The 19,582-nt window shown below is 31.2% G+C and carries 20 protein-coding genes, 1 tRNA gene and 2 pseudogenes; 4 read left to right on the top strand and 19 right to left on the bottom strand.

Features of this window, described 5'->3' with window-relative positions; genetic code table 11:
- Nucleotides 1-761: 761 nt before the first annotated feature.
- Nucleotides 762-1,922, top strand: coding sequence for a site-specific DNA-methyltransferase (locus tag GQ593_RS06330; protein ID WP_085165853.1), 1,161 nt, complete (start codon nt 762-764; stop codon nt 1,920-1,922).
- Between the two features lie 185 nt (nt 1,923-2,107).
- On the opposite strand, the pseudogene GQ593_RS14195 reads toward GQ593_RS06330, so the two are convergent.
- The 17 genes and pseudogenes from GQ593_RS14195 to GQ593_RS06250 all read right to left on the bottom strand — a co-directional run.
- Nucleotides 2,108-2,260, bottom strand: a pseudogene (locus GQ593_RS14195) (hypothetical protein); the annotation flags it as partial.
- A 231-nt stretch (nt 2,261-2,491) separates the two neighbouring features.
- Nucleotides 2,492-4,039 carry a restriction endonuclease FokI C-terminal domain-containing protein gene (locus GQ593_RS14070; protein ID WP_160431277.1) on the bottom strand — a complete coding sequence of 516 codons (1,548 nt, stop codon included), beginning with the start codon at nt 4,037-4,039 and terminating at the stop codon, nt 2,492-2,494.
- A gap of 30 nt (nt 4,040-4,069) precedes the next feature.
- The gene (locus GQ593_RS06320; RefSeq protein WP_085165851.1) at nt 4,070-5,029 is read right to left on the bottom strand and encodes a restriction endonuclease PLD domain-containing protein; all 960 of its coding nucleotides are present in this window, start codon (nt 5,027-5,029) and stop codon (nt 4,070-4,072) included.
- A 4-nt stretch (nt 5,030-5,033) separates the two neighbouring features.
- A complete protein-coding gene (locus GQ593_RS06315; RefSeq protein WP_085165850.1) occupies nt 5,034-6,092 on the bottom strand; it encodes a DNA cytosine methyltransferase in 1,059 nt (352 codons plus the stop codon).
- Nucleotides 6,093-6,606: 514 nt separating this feature from the next.
- Nucleotides 6,607-7,155: an antirestriction protein ArdA gene (locus GQ593_RS06310; protein WP_202115392.1), complete on the bottom strand. Its 549-nt coding sequence runs from the start codon at nt 7,153-7,155 to the stop codon at nt 6,607-6,609.
- A 65-nt stretch (nt 7,156-7,220) separates the two neighbouring features.
- Nucleotides 7,221-8,468: a tyrosine-type recombinase/integrase gene (locus tag GQ593_RS06305; protein WP_160431276.1), complete on the bottom strand. Its 1,248-nt coding sequence runs from the start codon at nt 8,466-8,468 to the stop codon at nt 7,221-7,223.
- An 86-nt stretch (nt 8,469-8,554) separates the two neighbouring features.
- Nucleotides 8,555-8,764, bottom strand: coding sequence for a helix-turn-helix transcriptional regulator (locus tag GQ593_RS06300; RefSeq protein WP_160431275.1), 210 nt, complete (start codon nt 8,762-8,764; stop codon nt 8,555-8,557).
- Nucleotides 8,765-8,869: 105 nt separating this feature from the next.
- Complete coding sequence (locus GQ593_RS06295; RefSeq protein WP_160431274.1) at nt 8,870-10,249, bottom strand: hypothetical protein; 1,380 nt, start codon at nt 10,247-10,249, stop codon at nt 8,870-8,872.
- A gap of 15 nt (nt 10,250-10,264) precedes the next feature.
- Nucleotides 10,265-10,591 carry a hypothetical protein gene (locus GQ593_RS06290; protein ID WP_160431273.1) on the bottom strand — a complete coding sequence of 109 codons (327 nt, stop codon included), beginning with the start codon at nt 10,589-10,591 and terminating at the stop codon, nt 10,265-10,267.
- A 41-nt stretch (nt 10,592-10,632) separates the two neighbouring features.
- The gene (locus tag GQ593_RS06285; protein WP_160431272.1) at nt 10,633-11,178 is read right to left on the bottom strand and encodes a hypothetical protein; all 546 of its coding nucleotides are present in this window, start codon (nt 11,176-11,178) and stop codon (nt 10,633-10,635) included.
- A gap of 61 nt (nt 11,179-11,239) precedes the next feature.
- Nucleotides 11,240-11,866, bottom strand: coding sequence for a hypothetical protein (locus GQ593_RS06280; protein ID WP_160431271.1), 627 nt, complete (start codon nt 11,864-11,866; stop codon nt 11,240-11,242).
- Between the two features lie 233 nt (nt 11,867-12,099).
- Entirely contained in the window at nt 12,100-12,552 is a 453-nt protein-coding gene (radC, locus tag GQ593_RS06275; protein ID WP_202115391.1) for a RadC family protein, read from the bottom strand.
- A 116-nt stretch (nt 12,553-12,668) separates the two neighbouring features.
- Nucleotides 12,669-13,259: an EcsC family protein gene (locus tag GQ593_RS06270; protein WP_160431269.1), complete on the bottom strand. Its 591-nt coding sequence runs from the start codon at nt 13,257-13,259 to the stop codon at nt 12,669-12,671.
- A gap of 254 nt (nt 13,260-13,513) precedes the next feature.
- The gene (locus tag GQ593_RS06265; RefSeq protein ID WP_160431268.1) at nt 13,514-13,897 is read right to left on the bottom strand and encodes a hypothetical protein; all 384 of its coding nucleotides are present in this window, start codon (nt 13,895-13,897) and stop codon (nt 13,514-13,516) included.
- Between the two features lie 115 nt (nt 13,898-14,012).
- Complete coding sequence (locus GQ593_RS06260) at nt 14,013-14,483, bottom strand: hypothetical protein (RefSeq protein ID WP_160431267.1); 471 nt, start codon at nt 14,481-14,483, stop codon at nt 14,013-14,015.
- Between the two features lie 125 nt (nt 14,484-14,608).
- Nucleotides 14,609-15,208, bottom strand: a complete 600-nt coding sequence (locus tag GQ593_RS06255) for an inovirus-type Gp2 protein (protein WP_160431266.1) — start codon at nt 15,206-15,208, stop codon at nt 14,609-14,611.
- A gap of 651 nt (nt 15,209-15,859) precedes the next feature.
- Nucleotides 15,860-15,935: transfer RNA gene (locus tag GQ593_RS06250), tRNA-Phe, on the bottom strand.
- 159 nt (nt 15,936-16,094) lie between these two features.
- Here GQ593_RS06250 and GQ593_RS06245 point away from each other — a divergent pair.
- The 3 genes from GQ593_RS06245 (at nt 16,095) to groL (ending at nt 18,673) form a co-directional block, all read left to right on the top strand.
- Nucleotides 16,095-16,532: an FxsA family protein gene (locus GQ593_RS06245; protein WP_160431265.1), complete on the top strand. Its 438-nt coding sequence runs from the start codon at nt 16,095-16,097 to the stop codon at nt 16,530-16,532.
- 144 nt (nt 16,533-16,676) lie between these two features.
- A complete protein-coding gene (locus GQ593_RS06240) occupies nt 16,677-16,970 on the top strand; it encodes a co-chaperone GroES (RefSeq protein WP_034915350.1) in 294 nt (97 codons plus the stop codon).
- Nucleotides 16,971-17,017: 47 nt separating this feature from the next.
- Nucleotides 17,018-18,673 carry a chaperonin GroEL gene (gene groL / locus GQ593_RS06235; protein WP_160431264.1) on the top strand — a complete coding sequence of 552 codons (1,656 nt, stop codon included), beginning with the start codon at nt 17,018-17,020 and terminating at the stop codon, nt 18,671-18,673.
- A 174-nt stretch (nt 18,674-18,847) separates the two neighbouring features.
- Here the strand turns inward: groL and GQ593_RS13805 are convergent.
- Both GQ593_RS13805 and GQ593_RS06230 read right to left on the bottom strand, forming a co-directional pair.
- Nucleotides 18,848-19,060, bottom strand: a pseudogene (locus tag GQ593_RS13805) (IS3 family transposase); the annotation flags it as partial.
- Between the two features lie 87 nt (nt 19,061-19,147).
- Nucleotides 19,148-19,582, bottom strand: a complete 435-nt coding sequence (locus GQ593_RS06230; RefSeq protein WP_160431263.1) for a PTS sugar transporter subunit IIA — start codon at nt 19,580-19,582, stop codon at nt 19,148-19,150.

Raw genomic sequence — 19,582 nt, 5'->3', positions numbered from 1 at the left:
TATCACCTGAACAATATGAACAACAATATTACCAAAACGAAAAAATGATAGAGGTGGGCACTGTCTAATATTTTGGCGAGGATCATCCAGTTGAATTCGGTTGAGTAGTGAAACAAGGTTAAAGGCTTATCTGTAAAGGCTTTAGGCATAAAAAAACCTGCTAGAAGCAGGTCTTAGAATTTGGTGATTGGTGCCCGGACGCGGAATCGAAGATACAGCTTAAAGCATTGGTATTATTGAGTTGGAGGAATTGAGGTTGAGGAATGTATCCGAAGTTGTATCCGTAGGAACTTAATCTCTTTATCTGTCATCATCTTTTTTTACTGATAGTTCACTGAGATAAACACAATTTATTTCAGGAAACTCTAAAAGCGATAATAAAACTCATGTCAGGAATGGATGAATATGAGGATTCTGCTCAATAAATAGTGTCATCAAATTTGAAATAGAATTTTCATATAAACTATGAGAACCAATTGCAAAAAAATTAGGTTCAACCTTGGCTTACAGTATAAATTTTTATAATCGGTTAATGAGAAGGAAAAGGAGTTTATAATTTTTATTCATAAACATTCCTTATGTTATTTATATCCTGGGAAAGGTCATTTTTAAGTTTTGATAATATAAACATAAAATGTATATCTTTCTTTGTCAAAAGTTCGCTTGCTTTTAATGTTATATTCAATTATTTTGGAGGTTTGAGTGTAAAAATTAAATTATAGTTATATACCTGCTTTGCATTAATAACTTGATAATTATATATGAAAAAAATTAACAAATTAATAAATCAAGATCATTTATATATAGAAAGTGATAATTTGTTTGCATTAGAACATTTGATTGATAAGTATAAAAATAGAATCAATTTAATCTATATAGATCCTCCTTATAATACTGGCAATTCTTATGTATATAATGATTGTTTTTCTGATTATAAAGGATTCACATGGTCTGAGATGATGTCACCAAGATTAGAGTTAGCCAAAAGTTTATTAGCTGAAGATGGAGCAATATTTATTAGTATTGATGATAATGAATTAGTTAATTTACGTTTAATTTGCGATAACATTTTTGGCAAAGAAAATTTTATAGCTAACATTATTTGGCAAAAAAAATATTCTCAATCCAATGATTCTTATACGATGTCCACTGTTCATGAATATATTATTGTTTATCAAAAAACAAGTAATTTCAGAATCAACTTATTGCCTAGGAATGAAAATCTTAATAAACCTTATAAAAACGATGATGGCGATGGTAAAGGTGTTTGGCGACAAGATAATTTATTAGTAAAAAAATTTTCTCTTAGTAGGGTATATCCAATTGTTAATCCTAATACTGGTAAAGAGTATTATCCTCCAAATGGAAATAGTTGGAGAGCATCTAAAGAAACAATGAATAAATGGCTTCAAGAAAATCGAATTTATTTTGGTCAAAAAGGTACTGGTGCACCACAATTAAAAAGATATTTGAATGAGGTTAAACAAGGAGTACTACCCACAACGTTTTGGTCATACGATGAAGTCGGTCACACACAACAGGCTAATAAAGAAATAACATCTTTATTTAACAATGAACTAGTTTTTGATACACCAAAACCTGTTTCATTAATAAAAAAAATATTACAGATAGCATCAAAACATAATGATATTATTCTCGATTTTTTTGCTGGTTCAGCAACCACTGCACATGCTACATTGGAATTGAATTCGGAAGATGGTGGGAATAGAAAATTTATAATGATTCAATCACCAGAGCATTGCAATTTTAAGAACAAAAAATTTAAAAATAGATTTAAATATATCAGTGATATAGGTAAAGAAAGAATAAATAGAGCAGGGAAATTATTATTACAAAAAACATCATATCATCCCAACTGGGATAAAAATGTTTCTTTTAAATTTATAAAAATGCAAGGATGATATCTTATTTTAAATATTATTTATTGACAGTAGGACATCCCATTCATTTTTAAATAAACAGCAAGACAACAATTAATTTCAAAGCCTAGAAAAATCTAATGAAATTTACTATCTCTAGTTTTGATAAGTATTGTCTAGTTACGAATTGCCCATTGTTTAGGCCTAGTGGTTTCCAAAGTATTTACCTAGAATTGAACTATTTTCTTGTACAGTAATTTAACGTTGTCTTGTTCTAAACGCAATATTAGGCGTTTTCCATCATCATATGATATTTCAAAAAGCTCATCACTTGATGGGGAAAAACTAGTTCTTACTATGTTTACAGGTACAAGAATGTAAGCTTGGTTTGGCCCTCTATTTTTCTATGTCACCAATTTAAAACAAAACTTAAATGTGTTTTCCCGGTTTTTGAGCTCAATAGAGATAAATTTATGGTGCCTATAATTGACACAATTATTCCCTCTAAAAATACATGCTACCAATAATCATTTATTAAAAAAACTAAAAAAACAATGTTATAATAATTTATAAAATATTTATAAAAATAAAAGATAAAATAATAAACTAACTCATAAATCAGCTTGTAATACTCTTCTATTAAGACTAAATATATCTCTAATTCGTTGTTGTGTATAAGGATTACTTGTATGCTCATAAACTAGATTTATCATTGTAGATATATTAATAGCACTTCCATTAATACCGGTTTCGTTAACAACTCTATTTAGTTGTATATTTATATTGGAGCCAAATCCCCCGGCTATATAAGAAAAGAAGCTAAGTGGATAAGTACCATTATAATAATTGTTAAGCTGACCAATATAATTATAGACCATCCTGTTATGATGATCATTAGTTATACTATATTTACTATATGCTTTATTATCTAAAATAGCCGAATAACCTTCATCATCAGAAAGTAATAACACATCAGGTGTCAAACCTTTTGGTCCTACATGCCTAGCTGTAAAACCAAAAACATTTTGAAATAAATCTACCGTTGCTAATTCAAAATCAGTGGCTTGCTCTCTATCTTTGAAAGCCATTTCAAAATATTCTGACAAAAAAGCACCAATAGCTCCTTGTGGATATAATTCTTGTAGGCAATCTTCGACTAGATCAGGTAAAAATCCTGTTTTTTCACAAATTTTGTCTATGAGAGTACTAGTAATTTTACTTATTGGCATTTTTACTGATTCAGTAATAAATGCCTGTTTGATTTTATTAATTGCAATAACTCTCGTTGAAATTCCATGTATATTTAACAAATTACGTGTATCTTTTCGATGTTTTGGATCCACACCAAATTTTCTTTGAAAATATTCATGTTGTTCAGGACGGTCAATGAATGGAGAATCAGACAACAGTTGATTAATCTCATCTATTTTATCCTCAATAATTCTTACCCTATGGTCTTCAGTATCCCTTTTGACTAATTGAGTATATTCCAACCAGTTAATTATAGTGTTAGCAATGTCTAATAGGTGATCAAAACTATTTTTTGAGCCTCGGCTTGAAGAATATTTTTCAAAAAAATTTTTAGCTAAAATTGCATCACCATCATTTCTAAATTTAATTATTTGCTGAACAATATATTCAAAACATTTAGCACTTTCATTTTCTGCTTCAACAACGACAATTTTTGCAATTTCCTCTTCTGATAAACTTTCAATTCTAGAATCTGATAATAATTTTAACAAAAACTTGAAAGGTCTTATTTTAAAACGAACCGAAACATTTACTCCGCTACTTAATGAATAAGAAGAAGGGAACTGGTATTTGATAATTTGATTTTTTAATACTTCAACTGGAGAATCACCATTCATTATTGCTTCCCCAGCTAAGGTTAATTTTATTTTTTTAGTATTTTCTTGTACAAAAATTAAACCTAAACTTACTAACCAAGCTTTATAGGTTCTACCTCCACCACCTGTTTGATCTCGCCGATCTCCAGTACGTTTTAATCCAGCTTCTTCGAGGGCGTCTTCTAATGACATATGAATTTCTCGTTGTCCAATCCATTCTTGATTTAATGAAATATCAGAAAAAGTTGCCAATACTTCTGGAACTGAATTCAAACGTCTTTTAGGTCGTGTTACCCACCAATAATTTAGCACTTATATTTCTCCGTGAAACAAATTTGATTATTAATGCGGTGAAAAATCCATATAAAATTGTTCTTCATCTAATTTATAAAAAGTTACATCCGTTCTTCCATAATCTTCTAAGTGTTGTCTGGTTACGAACTGTCCATTGTTAAGGCCTAGACGATTTCTAAAGTATTCTCCTATCAACGAATTGTTCATTGGTGTTGTTATCGCTTTATCACCTTGTTGCTGGACTCTTAAAACCAAATTTTTATGATCATCAGTTAAAACTGAAAAATGTCTTTTTTCTAGGGGAAAAAATCCAGATCTTGCTATTCTTGAAGGAACAGGAATGTAAGCTTGGTTTGGCTCTCTACCATTTCTTTGTCCCCAATTTAGGCCAGAATGCCTGTGTGTTTCACCAGTTTTTGAGTCCAAGAGAGAAAGGGTTACATTTTCAATGCTGTCATCAAAAATAATAGCTGAATTTTCGATTTCATTCTCTAAAACAGGATGAGATGCTCTTAACATAATATAATCTTCGATTTCATTATGATTACAAAACATCACATCACAAATCAAACCATTATAATATTGAAAAGCCAGATAAGGCTCACAAGGTGTCATATATTCTCTTCTCCCTAAACTGAAACCTGCTTGAGAATAATTAGCTGACCCTGTATATGCTTCTATTGGTAAATCATTATCTAGCCAAATATAAATTTTACTGTGAACGGGAGCGTGTTCAATTATGTACTGACATTGAAAATTAGAATAGATATCATCATTATTTTCATGAATATCTTTGAAACCTTGATGAATATCTTCTTTTAATCCATCATATAAGGCCATACCAACAATCAATTCTATATCAATTGTTGGTAAACCTAATTCTTTAATTCTTTTTAAATGCCAAGATGCCATCGTATGAGAAGCGTAGCCTGAAACTATTAATAACCTATTGGCTCCTTTACGAATTGGCTCTATCAATATCCTATTAATTAAATCCTGATTAAACATTTACCTATTCACTTATATTAGGTTCAACAGAATCATAATCAATTTTAGCAAAACTATTCAAAATAGCATCAAATATTATTTTTGCGCCTTGACAAGGAACAGCCATACCAATTTGTTTTCGCACACTTTCTTTGGAACCTAAAAATTCATAAGAATCAGGAAATGTTTGTAATCTTGCTCGTTCCCTATTTGTCAAAGCCCGTGGCTCTTCCCAATGATATATATGAGTACCTCCACCACCACTACCTGTAACAGTGTATGCAGGTTTGGAAGGATCAAGTCTTTTATAAATCTGGCTCATCCTAGCCCCTTTAACATTCAATTGCAATGCTTTCGGTAAATCTGCTGTAAAAGCATTTTGTCCAGGTAAAATATGTTTCAATCTTTCAACAACAACTTTAGACTGCTTTGTCATTTCATTGTTAAATGCATCAGTAGGAATTGGGGGGGTTTCTATAGCATTTTTACAAGTATTATCTACTTTTAAATAAGGACGAGGGGATGGTACTCTGAAAGATATGGTTTTACTTAAATCCAACCTAATTCCAACAATAATTATTCGATGTCTAGCTTGGGGAATGCCATATTCTTCAAATTTATATAAATGTGGAACAACTACATAACCAGCATCTTTTAATTCAGATAAAATCTGCGTAAAAGCTTTTCCATCATTTGCATTTCTTAGACCACCTACATTTTCAGCCAAAAACCAATCAGGTTGAAAATGTTTTAATGCTTTAACTCCATAGGAATACAAAGGTCCATAGACTCCATCAATCCCCTTTTGTTCTCCTACAATACTATAGTCATTACACGGAAAACCAAATGCTAATGCATCAATAGGTGTTAAATTTTCCATATTTAACTTTCTTATATCTTCATGAAATACCGACTTACTTTTACCATCACAAATATTGTGAGCATAGGTAGCACAAGTATCTCTGTCATAATCATTTGCCCATTCATGAACTATAGTAAGTTTTTCGTCTAAACTACTTGCATTTATTGCCCCATAAGCTAATCCACCTGGACCACAAAATAGCTCACCTAATTTATACTGCATTTTAACTCCATTAGTTTCATGCCTATCTTTTTTAGCAAAAAGATTTATTATATTTTGAATCGAATTTATTTTTTCTCACCCAATAATTCACAATTATAAAAAGGATTCTGATTTTTAGATATACATAAGCTACTATCAATTTATTCTGAAAGTTCATATAATTCTAGTAAATTTATTTTATAACGAGCCTATAGCTTTTTTAATACCTCGGGCGATGGTTCTTTCACTTTATCTAATTCTATTCTATTTAACATAGTGGATTAATATCTGTTACATAAGAAACGTTATTTAAATCGAAGTTAAATTTATACCTTTGGTTTCTTAGGAAACGACCTAATACTCCGCCACTGTAAGTAAATACAGTATCATTTTTGCGGCGATTTCGCAATAAATATACAAATATTGTAATGATTTCACCACAATACTCTTCTGGTACACATTTTTCATCATAATCATTACAAAAACTTTTACCAGTGTAATAAATATAATTATCCGAATAAAATGTACTATTTTTTTAGCGTGTAATATCATGACTGTAACGTTCGTAATCAAAGTAATTAGTTAAGTTACCGAGTTCTTTTAAACTATAACAACCACTTTCAGCAATCCAGTAGAAACCTAAATCATATTCATTGCTGATGTTATATAGACATTGAAAACAATCTAAGTTATCCGTTAGATTAATTAAGTCTGTAATTGAATTAATATTTACGCCAATATCAATTGCTGCTTCATAGATTTCCATTTCATTATGACTTAATTCGTCAAGTTTACAGGCTAAATAATTTAGTTCATCAAGATTGCTATTTTCAGAGATATAATTTGTTATGCTGTATACAGACGATTTGTAACTACTTAGAAAAAACTTTTCATCGTTAACACCATCAATACCAATTTGTTTAAAGCATTGTATTACTTTTTCTGGTGTTGTTGGTAGCTCTAGCCATTCGCCGATCAATTTTCCTTCGTTATATTTTTCTAAATTGGTGATAAATACTGAGATCATACCAGAACCCACCGTAGTGGATTTTAGGCATGATGATACACTAGGTAATGTTTGCATAAACAATTCCTTAATTTTTTGATATTAATTGATATTGAGAAATGAATTAAATAGTAGGGTATTTTTTAATTTGTTTTGAACTCATAAGGCATAATAAACTCAGTGCGGATTGAATCTAAGTAATCAGCCCACCATTGAACCATTTTAGTTCGTTCGATAATGTGTTGTGCTTTATGGATATAAGCGGCTCTAACGCCATTACGTTCTTGATGACTCATCTGGCGTTCAACTGCATCTCGTGACCATAGATTAGATTCAACTAATGCACTACAAGCCATAGTTCTAAAACCATGTCCACAAAGTTCTGTCTTGGTGTCATAACCCATTGTTCGAAGTGCTTTATTAACCGTATTTTCGCTCATTGGTTTTCTTGCAGAATGATCACCAATAAATACCAGTTCATACATTCCACTAATTTCATGTATTTGTTTTAAAACATCAATTGCTTGATCGCTTAGCGGAACTAAATGAGGCGTTTTCATTTTTGAACCTCGGTGAGAATGAGGTACACCATCAATTTCCTCCCTTTCAGCTGGAATAGTCCAAATCTTTTTATCGAAATCAATTTCTGACCAACGAGCAAATCGTAGTTCACTAGAACGAATAAATATAAGTAGAGAAAGTTTAATTGCTAATTTGGTTAACTCTCGTCCTTTAAAATTATCAATGCGTTCTAAAAGTTCAGGTATTTGTTCGAGTTCAAGTGCAGGGCGATGATTTACTTTTACTTTACTCACTACCCCTTTTAAATCTTGAGCAGGGTTATAAGAAATATAACCATTTTGTACTGCATAGCGCATTATTGCTGAAGTACGTTGTTGTAATCGGTTAGCGACTTCAAAACGCCCCTGCTCTTCAACAGCTTTAATTGGAACAATTAACTGACGAGTAGTTAATGCTGAAATAGAATAAGCGCCAATTTTAGGGAATAAATACAATTCTAATGTTCGTAGTACTTTTGCTCTATGTGGCTCAGACCAAGTTTTATTATTGGTACACCATTTACGAGCAATTTGTTCAAAAGTAACTTGTATTTCATCTTCAAACTGTTTTGCTTTCTTTTCTACCTGCGGATCAATATTTCTAGCTAGTAATGATTTGGCTTCGTCTCGTAGCCTTCTAGCTTCGCTTAATAAAACATTAGGATATTGGCCTATAGACATTAATTTTTCTTTAGCATTAAAATAATAGCGAAAACGCCAATATTTAGAACCGTTGGAGTGAACAAGCAAAAATAAACCATCACCATCAGAAAGTTTATATTGTTTATCGTGTGGTTTGGCTGATTTTATTTTTAAATCAGTTAAGGACATAACGAAATTCCTCAATTATAGAAATTTAGACATAAAAAAAGCCGCATATTTGACTATGCGGCTTTGGTTAATAGGACATTTAACTGTTAATTAGTTTTGGTCTTTATCCATGCTTCAACCTCTTTTAGACGCCAACGCGAGGATCTTCCTAGTTTAATAGGGGGTGGAAATTTATTTTGTTTTATCAAGGCATAAAACCATTTATCTGTCATGCCTGTGAGTGTGGTGATATATTTCATATCAATTAGGTAATCTGGATGTGTTTGTGCATCCAAAGGGGATAAGAATGTTGACATTGTTGTACCTCTATTGAGTGATGTGGGTTAATTACATTCAATAGATAGGTAACAACAATATTTTTTTACTATTATATATTTCTTATATCTATATTGATTAGATCCTTAGTTTTTTAGGCTAGAATTAATATTATTCAAAATTTGATAAAGTGGATCATTATATACTGATTCTATATATCGATCTGAATAAGTAGCACTAAAACAGTGATTAGCCAGTTTAGGATCTGAAATTACCTTTGGAAATGAGTTAGTTTCAATAATTAATTCACAGCTGGTTAATACTGGTTCTTGTTCACCCACTAATGACCAACGTATTTTTTGGTCATAACTTTTGATTTTTAGATCGTTTTGCAATTTTTGTACAATCTCAATATTGGATTTATTGGCATTGTTATGAGGAACTAAGACATCAGATACCATCTTTGAAATAATATTTTTTTGTGTCGTTTTTAATGACGCAAGCAATTCCCGGTAATTATTTGCTGAAATTTTTGTTTCTATCTTATCATCATAAATACTAACAATCTTCGGCGTTTCTCCCTCTAAAAAATATCGGAATGTTTGACAACAGTCACTACTATGAGCTAGGTTAATCATTCCATCTTGATCAATCTTAAGTAATTTATCATTATAACGAATTTCTTTATCATGAAAAGGATCTCTCAAGCCACCTTGATCAAAAAGGTAAGAATGACTAAAATAAATTTTATGCTCTTTCAGCTGATTATGAATATCTTCAATATCAATAAACATTTCTTCTATTCTGTTACGAATAGTTTGATTTGAAATGCTTTGCCATTTAAAAAATTGACTTGGTGAAGTGTCCGAATCAATCCAAAAAATATCTCCGATTAAAGATGAATGTGTAGAAGAATAAATATACTCGATGGTTTCCTTAGGGTTATCAATAGAATGATCCTCTAAAATAACTTTTTCAATATTTTCTTTGTTAGCTATAAAATAATTTCGATTTTGTTGATAACGAATAAATGCTTTCGATTTACTTATATCATCCAATGCTTGTCCTAATAAGTTATAAGCCTCCAATTTTGCATTAGCATAAATAAATGCTTGCGCATTTATGTCAACATAATTTCCATAAATAGTATATTTGTATCGTTTGTTTTGTGAAGCTTTAACTTCATCTATTCTGAATTTTTTATATTCTTCTGGAGAAACCTTAATGTCTGTTTCTACAAATTTGGACTTAAGAGTATTTAACTCATCATCTAATTGAGTATGTAAGAAATTTTCGGCCTTTTTTGTATCTAGATTACAACTATATTCAACAATGTCTCGTTGCTTCTCATCTTTTAAAGATTCCCAGTTGACTTTTTTACATAGCTCACGATTGTCTAATGCATTACCAACAGTTATTGTTTTATCCAATTGAGAGTAGATTAATGCCTTTACTTTTTTGATATTTTCTGAATTATCACAAGCGGTTAAGAATAAAACTAAAATTATAATAAAATGTTTTTTCATATGGTATTATCCTTGTTAATCAAAAACATATGTTTCTGTTCCCTTGTTTGTATCAATTGTTACTTCAAGTATGTCACAACCTAATTTAGGCGTTACTTTAACTTTTTCACCAAACTTAAGTTCAACAAGGTAATTTTCAGAAGGAGAAATAATTTCGCAATTATTACGATTTATTGTTACCTTATTAATTTTTAAACTATTTTCTTTAGAAGTAATAAAAGTTTGTTGTACATAGCTATCAAATCTTTCGTTATAGTACCCACCCTTTTCTACAATCAAATTAGGTAAAGCGAATGCATTACCACTTAATAATAGAATTGCGGTTATAATAAGTTTTTTCATGGCCACTTAGTCCTTATTTAAAAATTAGTTAAGATTATTGATTAATAGTCACTTATAAGTTTTTCATCTGGATATAAGTTAGGATCGGTAATAGTGAATTTTTCGTAAGATACTAAAATAGGTTGAAAACCAATCACATAGGCAGGTATGTTATTATCCTTAAAGTATTTTTTAGCACCTTTAGTATAGTTGTAAACCATTTCACGTGTTTTACTGTAGTCAACTGATATATCAGTATCACCCTCCACATCGAATCTTTCTTTAATCCAATCTGTTAAGCCATTAATTACTTCAGACTCCCAAGTTTTAAGTGAACCATCTTTTGCTTTTTCTTTCCAAAACTTATCTTCTTGTTCTTTATTTAAAAAACCATAACGTAATTCAAATATAACTGTGACAATATCAGCATGGCCATAATAGTCACGTATGCCATTAAACTTAACAGGAACAAGTATAGTATCAACTCCATTTTTGATAACTTGTAAATGTTGATTTAATCTTTCTTGTTTAATATCATCATTATTTTGTGCATTTGCCACACTAATTGAAAATACAATAGATAAAAATAATACAATTAAATGCTTCATAGTTTTGTTTCCTACTGCTGTTTATTAAATTAATAGATATACTTTATTTAAAGTATTAAGATTAAAAAGGACTTTTATCGTATTGGTTTGCATCATCTACTCTAGATAACCCTGGTTCAGTATATTTATAAGTGATATATTCAACTTTTGTTGGTTGTAGGCCAACAACGTAAAATGGAGCATCTTTAAACCATTTCCTAGCTTCTAAAGTTAAGGCAAATACATGATCACGACTTGAACGAATTGGAAGCCCATGAGTGTTTAACCAGCTATCAAGGTCGTCTTCAATAATATCAATAAATGCATCTCGTCTATTAGTATTATCCATATCCCATAGTCGAACATCTTTTTCAGTTTTACTATCAATAAGAACATAGCTAAGATCAAACTCCAATCTAACAACTACTTTTTGAGGTTCACATAATCCTCCTTCATTAACATCAATACATTGAACTTGGTCTAAAGTAATTTTTTTATGTTGTATTTCCTTTTTAAGTAATTCATTAAAAGTTTTTAAACGTTCAGGATAGACTGGAACATAATCATATTGTGGTATTGGTTCCATTTGACTTAATTGAGATTCATTTGTATGTATTTGGCTATCTTGGTAAGGATTGTTATTTGCAAATGAGCCTCCCGCAAATAATAGAGATATAGCTATGAGTAAATTAGATGTTATTTTAGACATTTTGTTATTCCTTTCATTTGATATATATCATTAGCTAGATAATGATATTTAATAGTTCGATGAAAATTAATGTTGGTATTTTGAGGTTAAATAATTGAGCTAAAATAGCTATTATTTTAATCAAATCTATATTTTCATTGATTATTTAAATGAAGTCATATCGTTTAAATAGATCAATAAGATCTTATTGATCGTTAAAAACGATCAATTTATATATTGAAGGCATTTTAAAATTAGAGCCAACTTCGCTCTGCAAAAGAAAAATACGATTGTTTACCAATCACAATGTGATCTAATACTCGGATATCAACGATATTTAATATTTCTGTTAGCTTTTGATTAATATTACGATCTGCATTACTGGGTTGCGATTCGCCTGATGGATGATTATGGGCAAAAATAACTGCTGCTGCATTATACCTAAGTGCTTGCTTAATTATTTCTCTGGGATGGATTTCTACAGAGTTAATTGTACCCATAAAAAGTGTTTCTACTTTAATTAACTGATGTTGATTATTTAGGTACATAGCAACAAAGTGTTCTCGTTCTTTTTGTGTTAATTTTAATCTAAGGTAATCAATAACCTGTTTCGTTTTGGTGAACTGATTTTTTTCTATTTTCATCTGCTTTTCGAGCAATTTTAACGCTGTTGTCACAATGCGCTTTGTTGAATAGTTAGTTTTCATTTTTTCTCCTATTAAGACTGAGCAAAACATAATCTCTTCATGTAAAAACTGAAATTAATGAGATAAATTTATAAATGGGTGAATTTTTAGATAATTGAATTATTAGTGTTATTCAACTAATAGACTTGATTAAATTGTTTTTTAGCAAATTGGCCAATGCGATAAGTAATAATGCGATCAACAACAGCTCCCATCACACCACCAAAAATCGGGATCATTTTAATTAACTTTAAACTATGCTTTGCACTTATAATACTAATAAGCTGTTTAATGACCGATAGGCTTATTTTACGAATTACTTCATTTGGCTGTTTCATCAATGTAGCTAAACAAAACTGCTGTAATCTTAACTTGCTTGCCATCACACATAATGATAAGAAAATTAAGATTTTGATTCTTTCATCATACACATCATGACCTTGCAAGATAGCAATGGTTGTAACGAGCCTCATTTGAATAAACAAGACACTTAAGGTGTTTGTTGGCAAAGTTATAGGTAAACTTACAACTCCGCCTAACCCTGTGATAAAACCTGTAGCTGTTGCTTTGTCTGTTTCATGTTTGATTAGTTTATCAAGATTATCTGAATGTAAAGGAAAATTGGCTTTATGTTGCTCGGCTAATGTATAAGCAGAGGAAAAACCATAACCACCGGTCAAACAAAGCTGATAGAGTTTATTAAGTAGTAAAGGTAATTTATCTGACATATCATGCTTCCTTATTTGTCGACTTAAATAAAGAATGAAAATGATTGTAATAAGGCTCTAATAAATAAAATAAGGTGTTTTGTAATATTTGACGATCTAACATGGTACACTCCTTATAAAAATGTTAATTGAACGGACATATTGGTATGTTCAATTAATGATATCTATTTAAAATTATTTATAATAAGGGTGTAGTTAATATACTGGGGAAATATGAAGCAAACAGGATAAATGAGTTTGCCTCACGAATGAGATTAACGATTATTGCTAATACTATTTAGTTCTACTGAAAATTGTTTTTTTACCGGATCATTCCAATAAATAGTGTAAGTTATGACATGATTTTTAGAATCCCCCACCATTGTGTACAAAAAACGAGTACGACATTGGTATTCTTCTGCTTCTTTATTTGCGCTAAGTGTTTGAGTACCTGTAAATCGTCGGTTCTTTCCTATCCAAAGTGGATCAATATATTTACGTGCCAAGAACAGTAAGACTTTTTCCGTTTCTTTACTATCGCAGGCTGGGGGCATACTTGCTTCACAAATACTACTAAATGCACCCGATATACTAATTAATATAAATAATATATATTTCATAAACGCTCTATTACATTCGCTATAATTAGATTTAGTCATTTTATCTCCTTAAATTATTATTGAATAAAAATACGTCATTATTATTAGAAATATATTGTGCTCTGTCATATCGTTTATAACGATCAGTTAGGATCTGATTGATCGTTATAAACGATCAATTAATTTGGTTGAGAGTATGCATGCTGTTAATATACAAAGTATGAAGAGGATTATGTTTCTTCCACGAAAGTTGTGCTAACTCAGATAAAGCATTCTGAGTTAGTTTTTTTTCAACATTAATACCATATCCATCAGTTTCGTTCTTCCAAAAATTGGTAACGGAATTCATAATAACGTTATAATTTGCATATTGTTCTGAGCTAAAGTACAACATGGTTGGAAAATAAAAGCCGCATTGTTTATTAAAAGCCATTACCCAAGCAATGCTAACAATATGATTGGAAAGTAATGTTAAATCAGATAAATTTAACATATCCATATATGCATCTACTCCATATTGTCTTTGATAGGCATCATCATGATAGGCAAAATCCATTCTGACTGGATATAACTTTCCATAACTTGTAAGTAACGATATATGATGAACTTTTAGCTTATTTAGTATTAGGTCATAATGGTTGTCCATTTTTTATTCCTTTATATGAATTGTATCTATAGCAATTAGTCTGTTTTGTTGACTTATTTGTATAAACATACTTTTAAAGATTCATAGTGATTTTCCAAAATGAAGGAAATGTTTTTTTGGGGTTATTAAATAGGAGAAGAAATTAAAAATTTATTTAGACCAAGTGTTCTAGGTTTTCCTCGATGACTTGGAGGCGGGACTTTACTTAAAAATAGACAATCACTATAACACTCTTTAAAAAATGATTTCTGTTCTGTTTTAGCTAAATAACTAAGCATATAACAAACAGAACGAAATGCTTCATCATCGTGATGATTTATCACCCTTAGCCCATTAATATGATAATTATTCCGCTGACAATCATATAAATAACCTTTAGTCAGTTCATACCATGCATTTTCCAGAGCAACGTAAATAGGATAGTATTTTTGCCTTTTTTGACCATTTACATAAAAAACAGAATGAAAATGGATATGTTCATTCTGATTAAATTCCATAACAACAGCATACCCTACAATATCAAGTTCAAGTTGCATAGCTTGATAGAGGAAGTACATTATTTCTTTTTTGGTTGTTTCAATATCAGTATTGGACTCATCATCTTTAGCATAATGAATGTCGATTCGAATCGGTAAAATTTTTGAGTATCTATCTTGTAGCTTATTTAGGTGTGCAATGAGTTGACCATTGAGTTGTTTATTAATAGTAAAATTTTTATTTTGCATTTAGTTGCCCTTATCAAATTAGAGTTATTTGATAAGGAGCAAGATTATTTTTTTACTGTTTTAGTAACTGATGGTTTACTCAGATAGAGGGTTATTGGTGTTATTTATCTAATAATTTTCTTTTATATAATAATATTAATTAACCTTTAATGATTATTTTTTTATCTTGTCTTTAACCTCAATAAAACATCGAAAACATTCGATAAAAATTAATATTTGACTTTGTAAAATAGTGAAACGCTAACGTAAGAATCTTATTCTCATAAAACGATCAATCCATCAGAATATGAATGGGTGGAGATGAATACTGCATAATTATCTTATGATCAAACAACCAGCGTAATGTAAATAAATATTTACAAAAAGAATAAAGTAGTAACGGTATTAATTGAAAGTAACAGTACAAATAATGAATACATAATCACTTGGCAAGCAATTCTCTATAACCCTTGCAAACAAAGGCTTTAAAGCCATTTTATGGATACACGCCATTATCGAACCAAATGTATCCGGGTTTGTATCCTATTTTCCTCTTGATTTGGGGTAATTTCAGTTGAATTTGGTTGAGTAGTGAAACAAGGTGAAAGGTTTATTTGAAAAGGCTTTAGACATAAAAAAACCTGCTAGAAGCAGGTCTTAGAATTTGGTGATTGGTGCCCGGACGCGGAATCGAACCACGGACACGGGGATTTTCAATCCCCTGCTCTACCGACTGAGCTATCCGGGCAACAATGGATGCACATTAAACACGATTCGTGATTATCAGTCAATCCCTTTTGTAAGATATTTTGAAAAAAATATATCATTTGGTTGAAAAATAGCTAATCATCTTCATATTAATAGCTAGTTTCTAATAATATATCTCTATGCTTATAGGAATTGTTATATGCGATTTATTGGTTTTATAATTTTTTTTATTTATGTTTATTTTGAGGTTAGCTTTTTCATAACAGTTGCAAATACAATGGGGGTTTTCCTTGCTTTAATTTGTATTATTGCAACGTCTATTCTTGGTTTTTCATTAGTTAAATCTCAAGGCTTGAAAAATTTTAGTATTATGCAACAAAAAATAGCAAATAAGCAAAGTCCTAAAAATGAAATCATTAAAAGTGTAGCCTTGCTTTTTGCTGGTTTTTTATTGCTTATCCCTGGTTTTTTGACGGATATCTTAGGTGCAATTTTATTAATACCCAATGTTCAAGAACATATTGTTAAATTTATTGTTAGAAAAATGCCGATTAAATCAACATTTGCATCATCACAAACACGTTACCAAAATGAGGATATTATTGAGGGAGAGTTTAAACGTAAAGATGATGAATAAATAATCAATTAGAATTTTTTTTATTTTTTTCTCTTGAAGATTTTAAAATAGTCCCCATGTAAAGTGGACTATATTATAAAATCGTAATTTTATGATTTATTTTTAATAATTGTCTATTTAAAAATTAGTGCTAGGAGATAACTAATGAAAATTCGTCCATTGCATGATCGTGTGATCATTAAACGCAAAGAAGTAGAATCAAAATCAGCTGGTGGTATTGTTTTAACTGGTTCAGCAGCTGGTAAATCAACACGTGGTGAAGTTTTAGCTGTTGGTAATGGTCGCATTTTAGAAAATGGCCAAGTTCAGCCGTTAGATGTTAAAGTTGGTGATATCGTAATTTTTAATGAAGGATATGGCGTTAAAACAGAAAAAATCGATAATGAAGAAGTGCTTATCTTATCAGAAAGCGATATTCTAGCTATTGTTCAAGCATAACCAGCAAATAATTAAACTTATAGACAGAATTTAGGAGAAATACGAAGATGGCAGCTAAAGATGTAAAATTTGGTAATGATGCTCGCATCAAAATGCTTCAAGGCGTTAATGTATTAGCTGATGCAGTTAAAGTGACTTTAGGCCCAAAAGGACGTAACGTAGTATTAGATAAATCATTTGGTGCACCGACAATTACTAAAGACGGTGTTTCTGTTGCTCGCGAAATCGAATTAGAAGATAAATTCGAAAATATGGGTGCACAAATGGTGAAAGAAGTGGCATCTAAAGCGAATGATGCTGCGGGTGATGGTACAACTACTGCAACCGTGCTTGCTCAAGCGATTGTTAATGAAGGATTAAAAGCTGTTGCTGCGGGTATGAATCCAATGGATTTAAAACGGGGTATTGATAAAGCAGTTGTTGCTGCGGTTGAAGAGCTTAAAAAATTATCTTCGCCATGTGCTGATTCTAAAGCAATTGCACAAGTTGGTACAATTTCAGCTAACTCCGATGAAACTGTTGGTACTTTAATTGCGCAAGCAATGGAAAAAGTAGGTAAAGAAGGCGTTATCACCGTTGAAGATGGTACAGGCTTACAAGATGAGCTTGATGTTGTTGAAGGTATGCAATTTGATCGTGGTTATTTATCTCCATACTTTATCAACAAACCAGAAACGGCAACTGTTGAATTAGAAAGCCCTTATATCTTATTAGTAGACAAAAAAATCTCTAACATTCGTGAATTATTACCCGTTTTAGAGGCTGTAGCTAAAGCAGGTAAATCTTTATTAATTATCGCAGAGGATGTTGAAGGTGAAGCATTAGCAACATTAGTTGTTAACACCATGCGTGGTATTGTTAAAGTTGCTGCGGTAAAAGCACCTGGTTTTGGTGATCGTCGTAAAGCAATGTTACAAGATATTGCTATCTTAACTGCTGGTACCGTTATTTCAGAAGAAATCGGTTTAGAACTTGAAAAAGCAACACTTGAAGATTTAGGTCAAGCCAAACGTGTTGTTATCAATAAAGACAATACTACAATTATTGATGGCGTTGGTGAAGAGTCTTTAATCTCTGCTCGTGTTGAGCAAATCCGTAAACAAATCGAAGAATCAACTTCTGACTATGATAAAGAAAAACTTCAAGAACGCGTTGCCAAACTGGCTGGTGGTGTTGCTGTAATTAAAGTCGGTGCTGCAACTGAAGTTGAAATGAAAGAGAAAAAAGCACGCGTAGAAGACGCTTTACATGCAACTCGTGCTGCTGTTGAAGAAGGTGTAGTTGCTGGTGGTGGTGTTGCCCTTGTTCGCGCAGCGTCAGCAATTACAGAACTTAAAGGTGCAAACGAAGATCAAAACGTGGGTATTAAAGTTGCACTTCGTGCAATGGAAGCACCATTACGCCAAATCGTGACTAACTGTGGTGAAGAAGCTTCTGTTGTTGTTAACTCTGTTAAAGGTGGTAAAGGTAACTATGGTTACAATGCTGCAACCGAAGAGTATGGCGATATGATTGCAATGGGTATTTTAGATCCAACTAAGGTAACTCGTAGCGCATTACAATATGCGGCATCTGTTGCTGGTCTTATGATTACCACTGAATGTATGGTAACTGATTTACCTAAAGATGATAAAGCTGATTTAGGTGCTGCTGGTGGTATGGGTGGTATGGGTGGCATGGGTGGTATGGGCGGAATGATGTAATTTATTTCGTCAGTATAAAATTAATTTATCAATATAAACCACTCGGTCGTGCGAGTGGTTTTTTTATAAATCCTTTTCACTATCTATTATTTACCAAATAACTACAAAATAAATATATGCAATTTGATCCTCGCCAAAATATTAGACAGTGCCCACCTCTATCATTTTGCCGTTTCAGTAATATTGTTGTTCGTATTGTTCAGGATATATCCAGCCGTTGGCTGAATGACGACGAATACGGTTCTAATAAATTTCAATATCTTTAAATAGTGCTTTATTAGCCAACTTCCTTGTTTTATAGTAACAACTATGAATAATATGGGTTTTAAGTGTGTGAAAAAAAATTTCAACGACCGCATTATCAAAGCAGTTTTCTGTTCGACTCATTTTAAAAAAGGTAATTTTGTTTTCTAGACAACAAAATTACCTAATTCAAAAGGATTAATTAAACACGATAGACGAAGAATAGCATGCTTAAAATTCCTCATTTTGGCTTTTATGATCAGTGATTGAAACCATATTATACTGTTCAATGCCTTGTACTGACGCTTCAATTATTTGGGGTAATAGATTATTTAAATTTTTTTCATCATCTCTTAGCATAAAGGTTGTTAATAACATTGGAATATTTACACCAGTGACAATGTTAATACTGGGGTAATTCACCACCAATTTGGCCAGTGAGTTAAATGGTGTTCCTCCTTTTAAATCAACAAAACATAAAACATTAGAACTTTCACGTGTTAACTCTTCTAACTTCTGCTCAATCTGCTGTTGAAAATCATCTAAAGATTGCCCCATTAGAAAAGGCACTGCCTCACATTGAGATTGTTTACCACAAATCATTTCAGCTGTTTCAATCATGCTATTAGCTGTAGATCCATGAGTACTTACTAATACTGCAATCAT

This window comes from Gilliamella sp. Pas-s25 (assembly GCF_009795885.1).
Taxonomy (GTDB): Bacteria; Pseudomonadota; Gammaproteobacteria; order Enterobacterales; family Orbaceae; genus Gilliamella.
The sequence above is the reverse complement of the archived record's forward strand: the minus strand, read 5'-3'. Positions and strand labels throughout refer to the sequence as shown.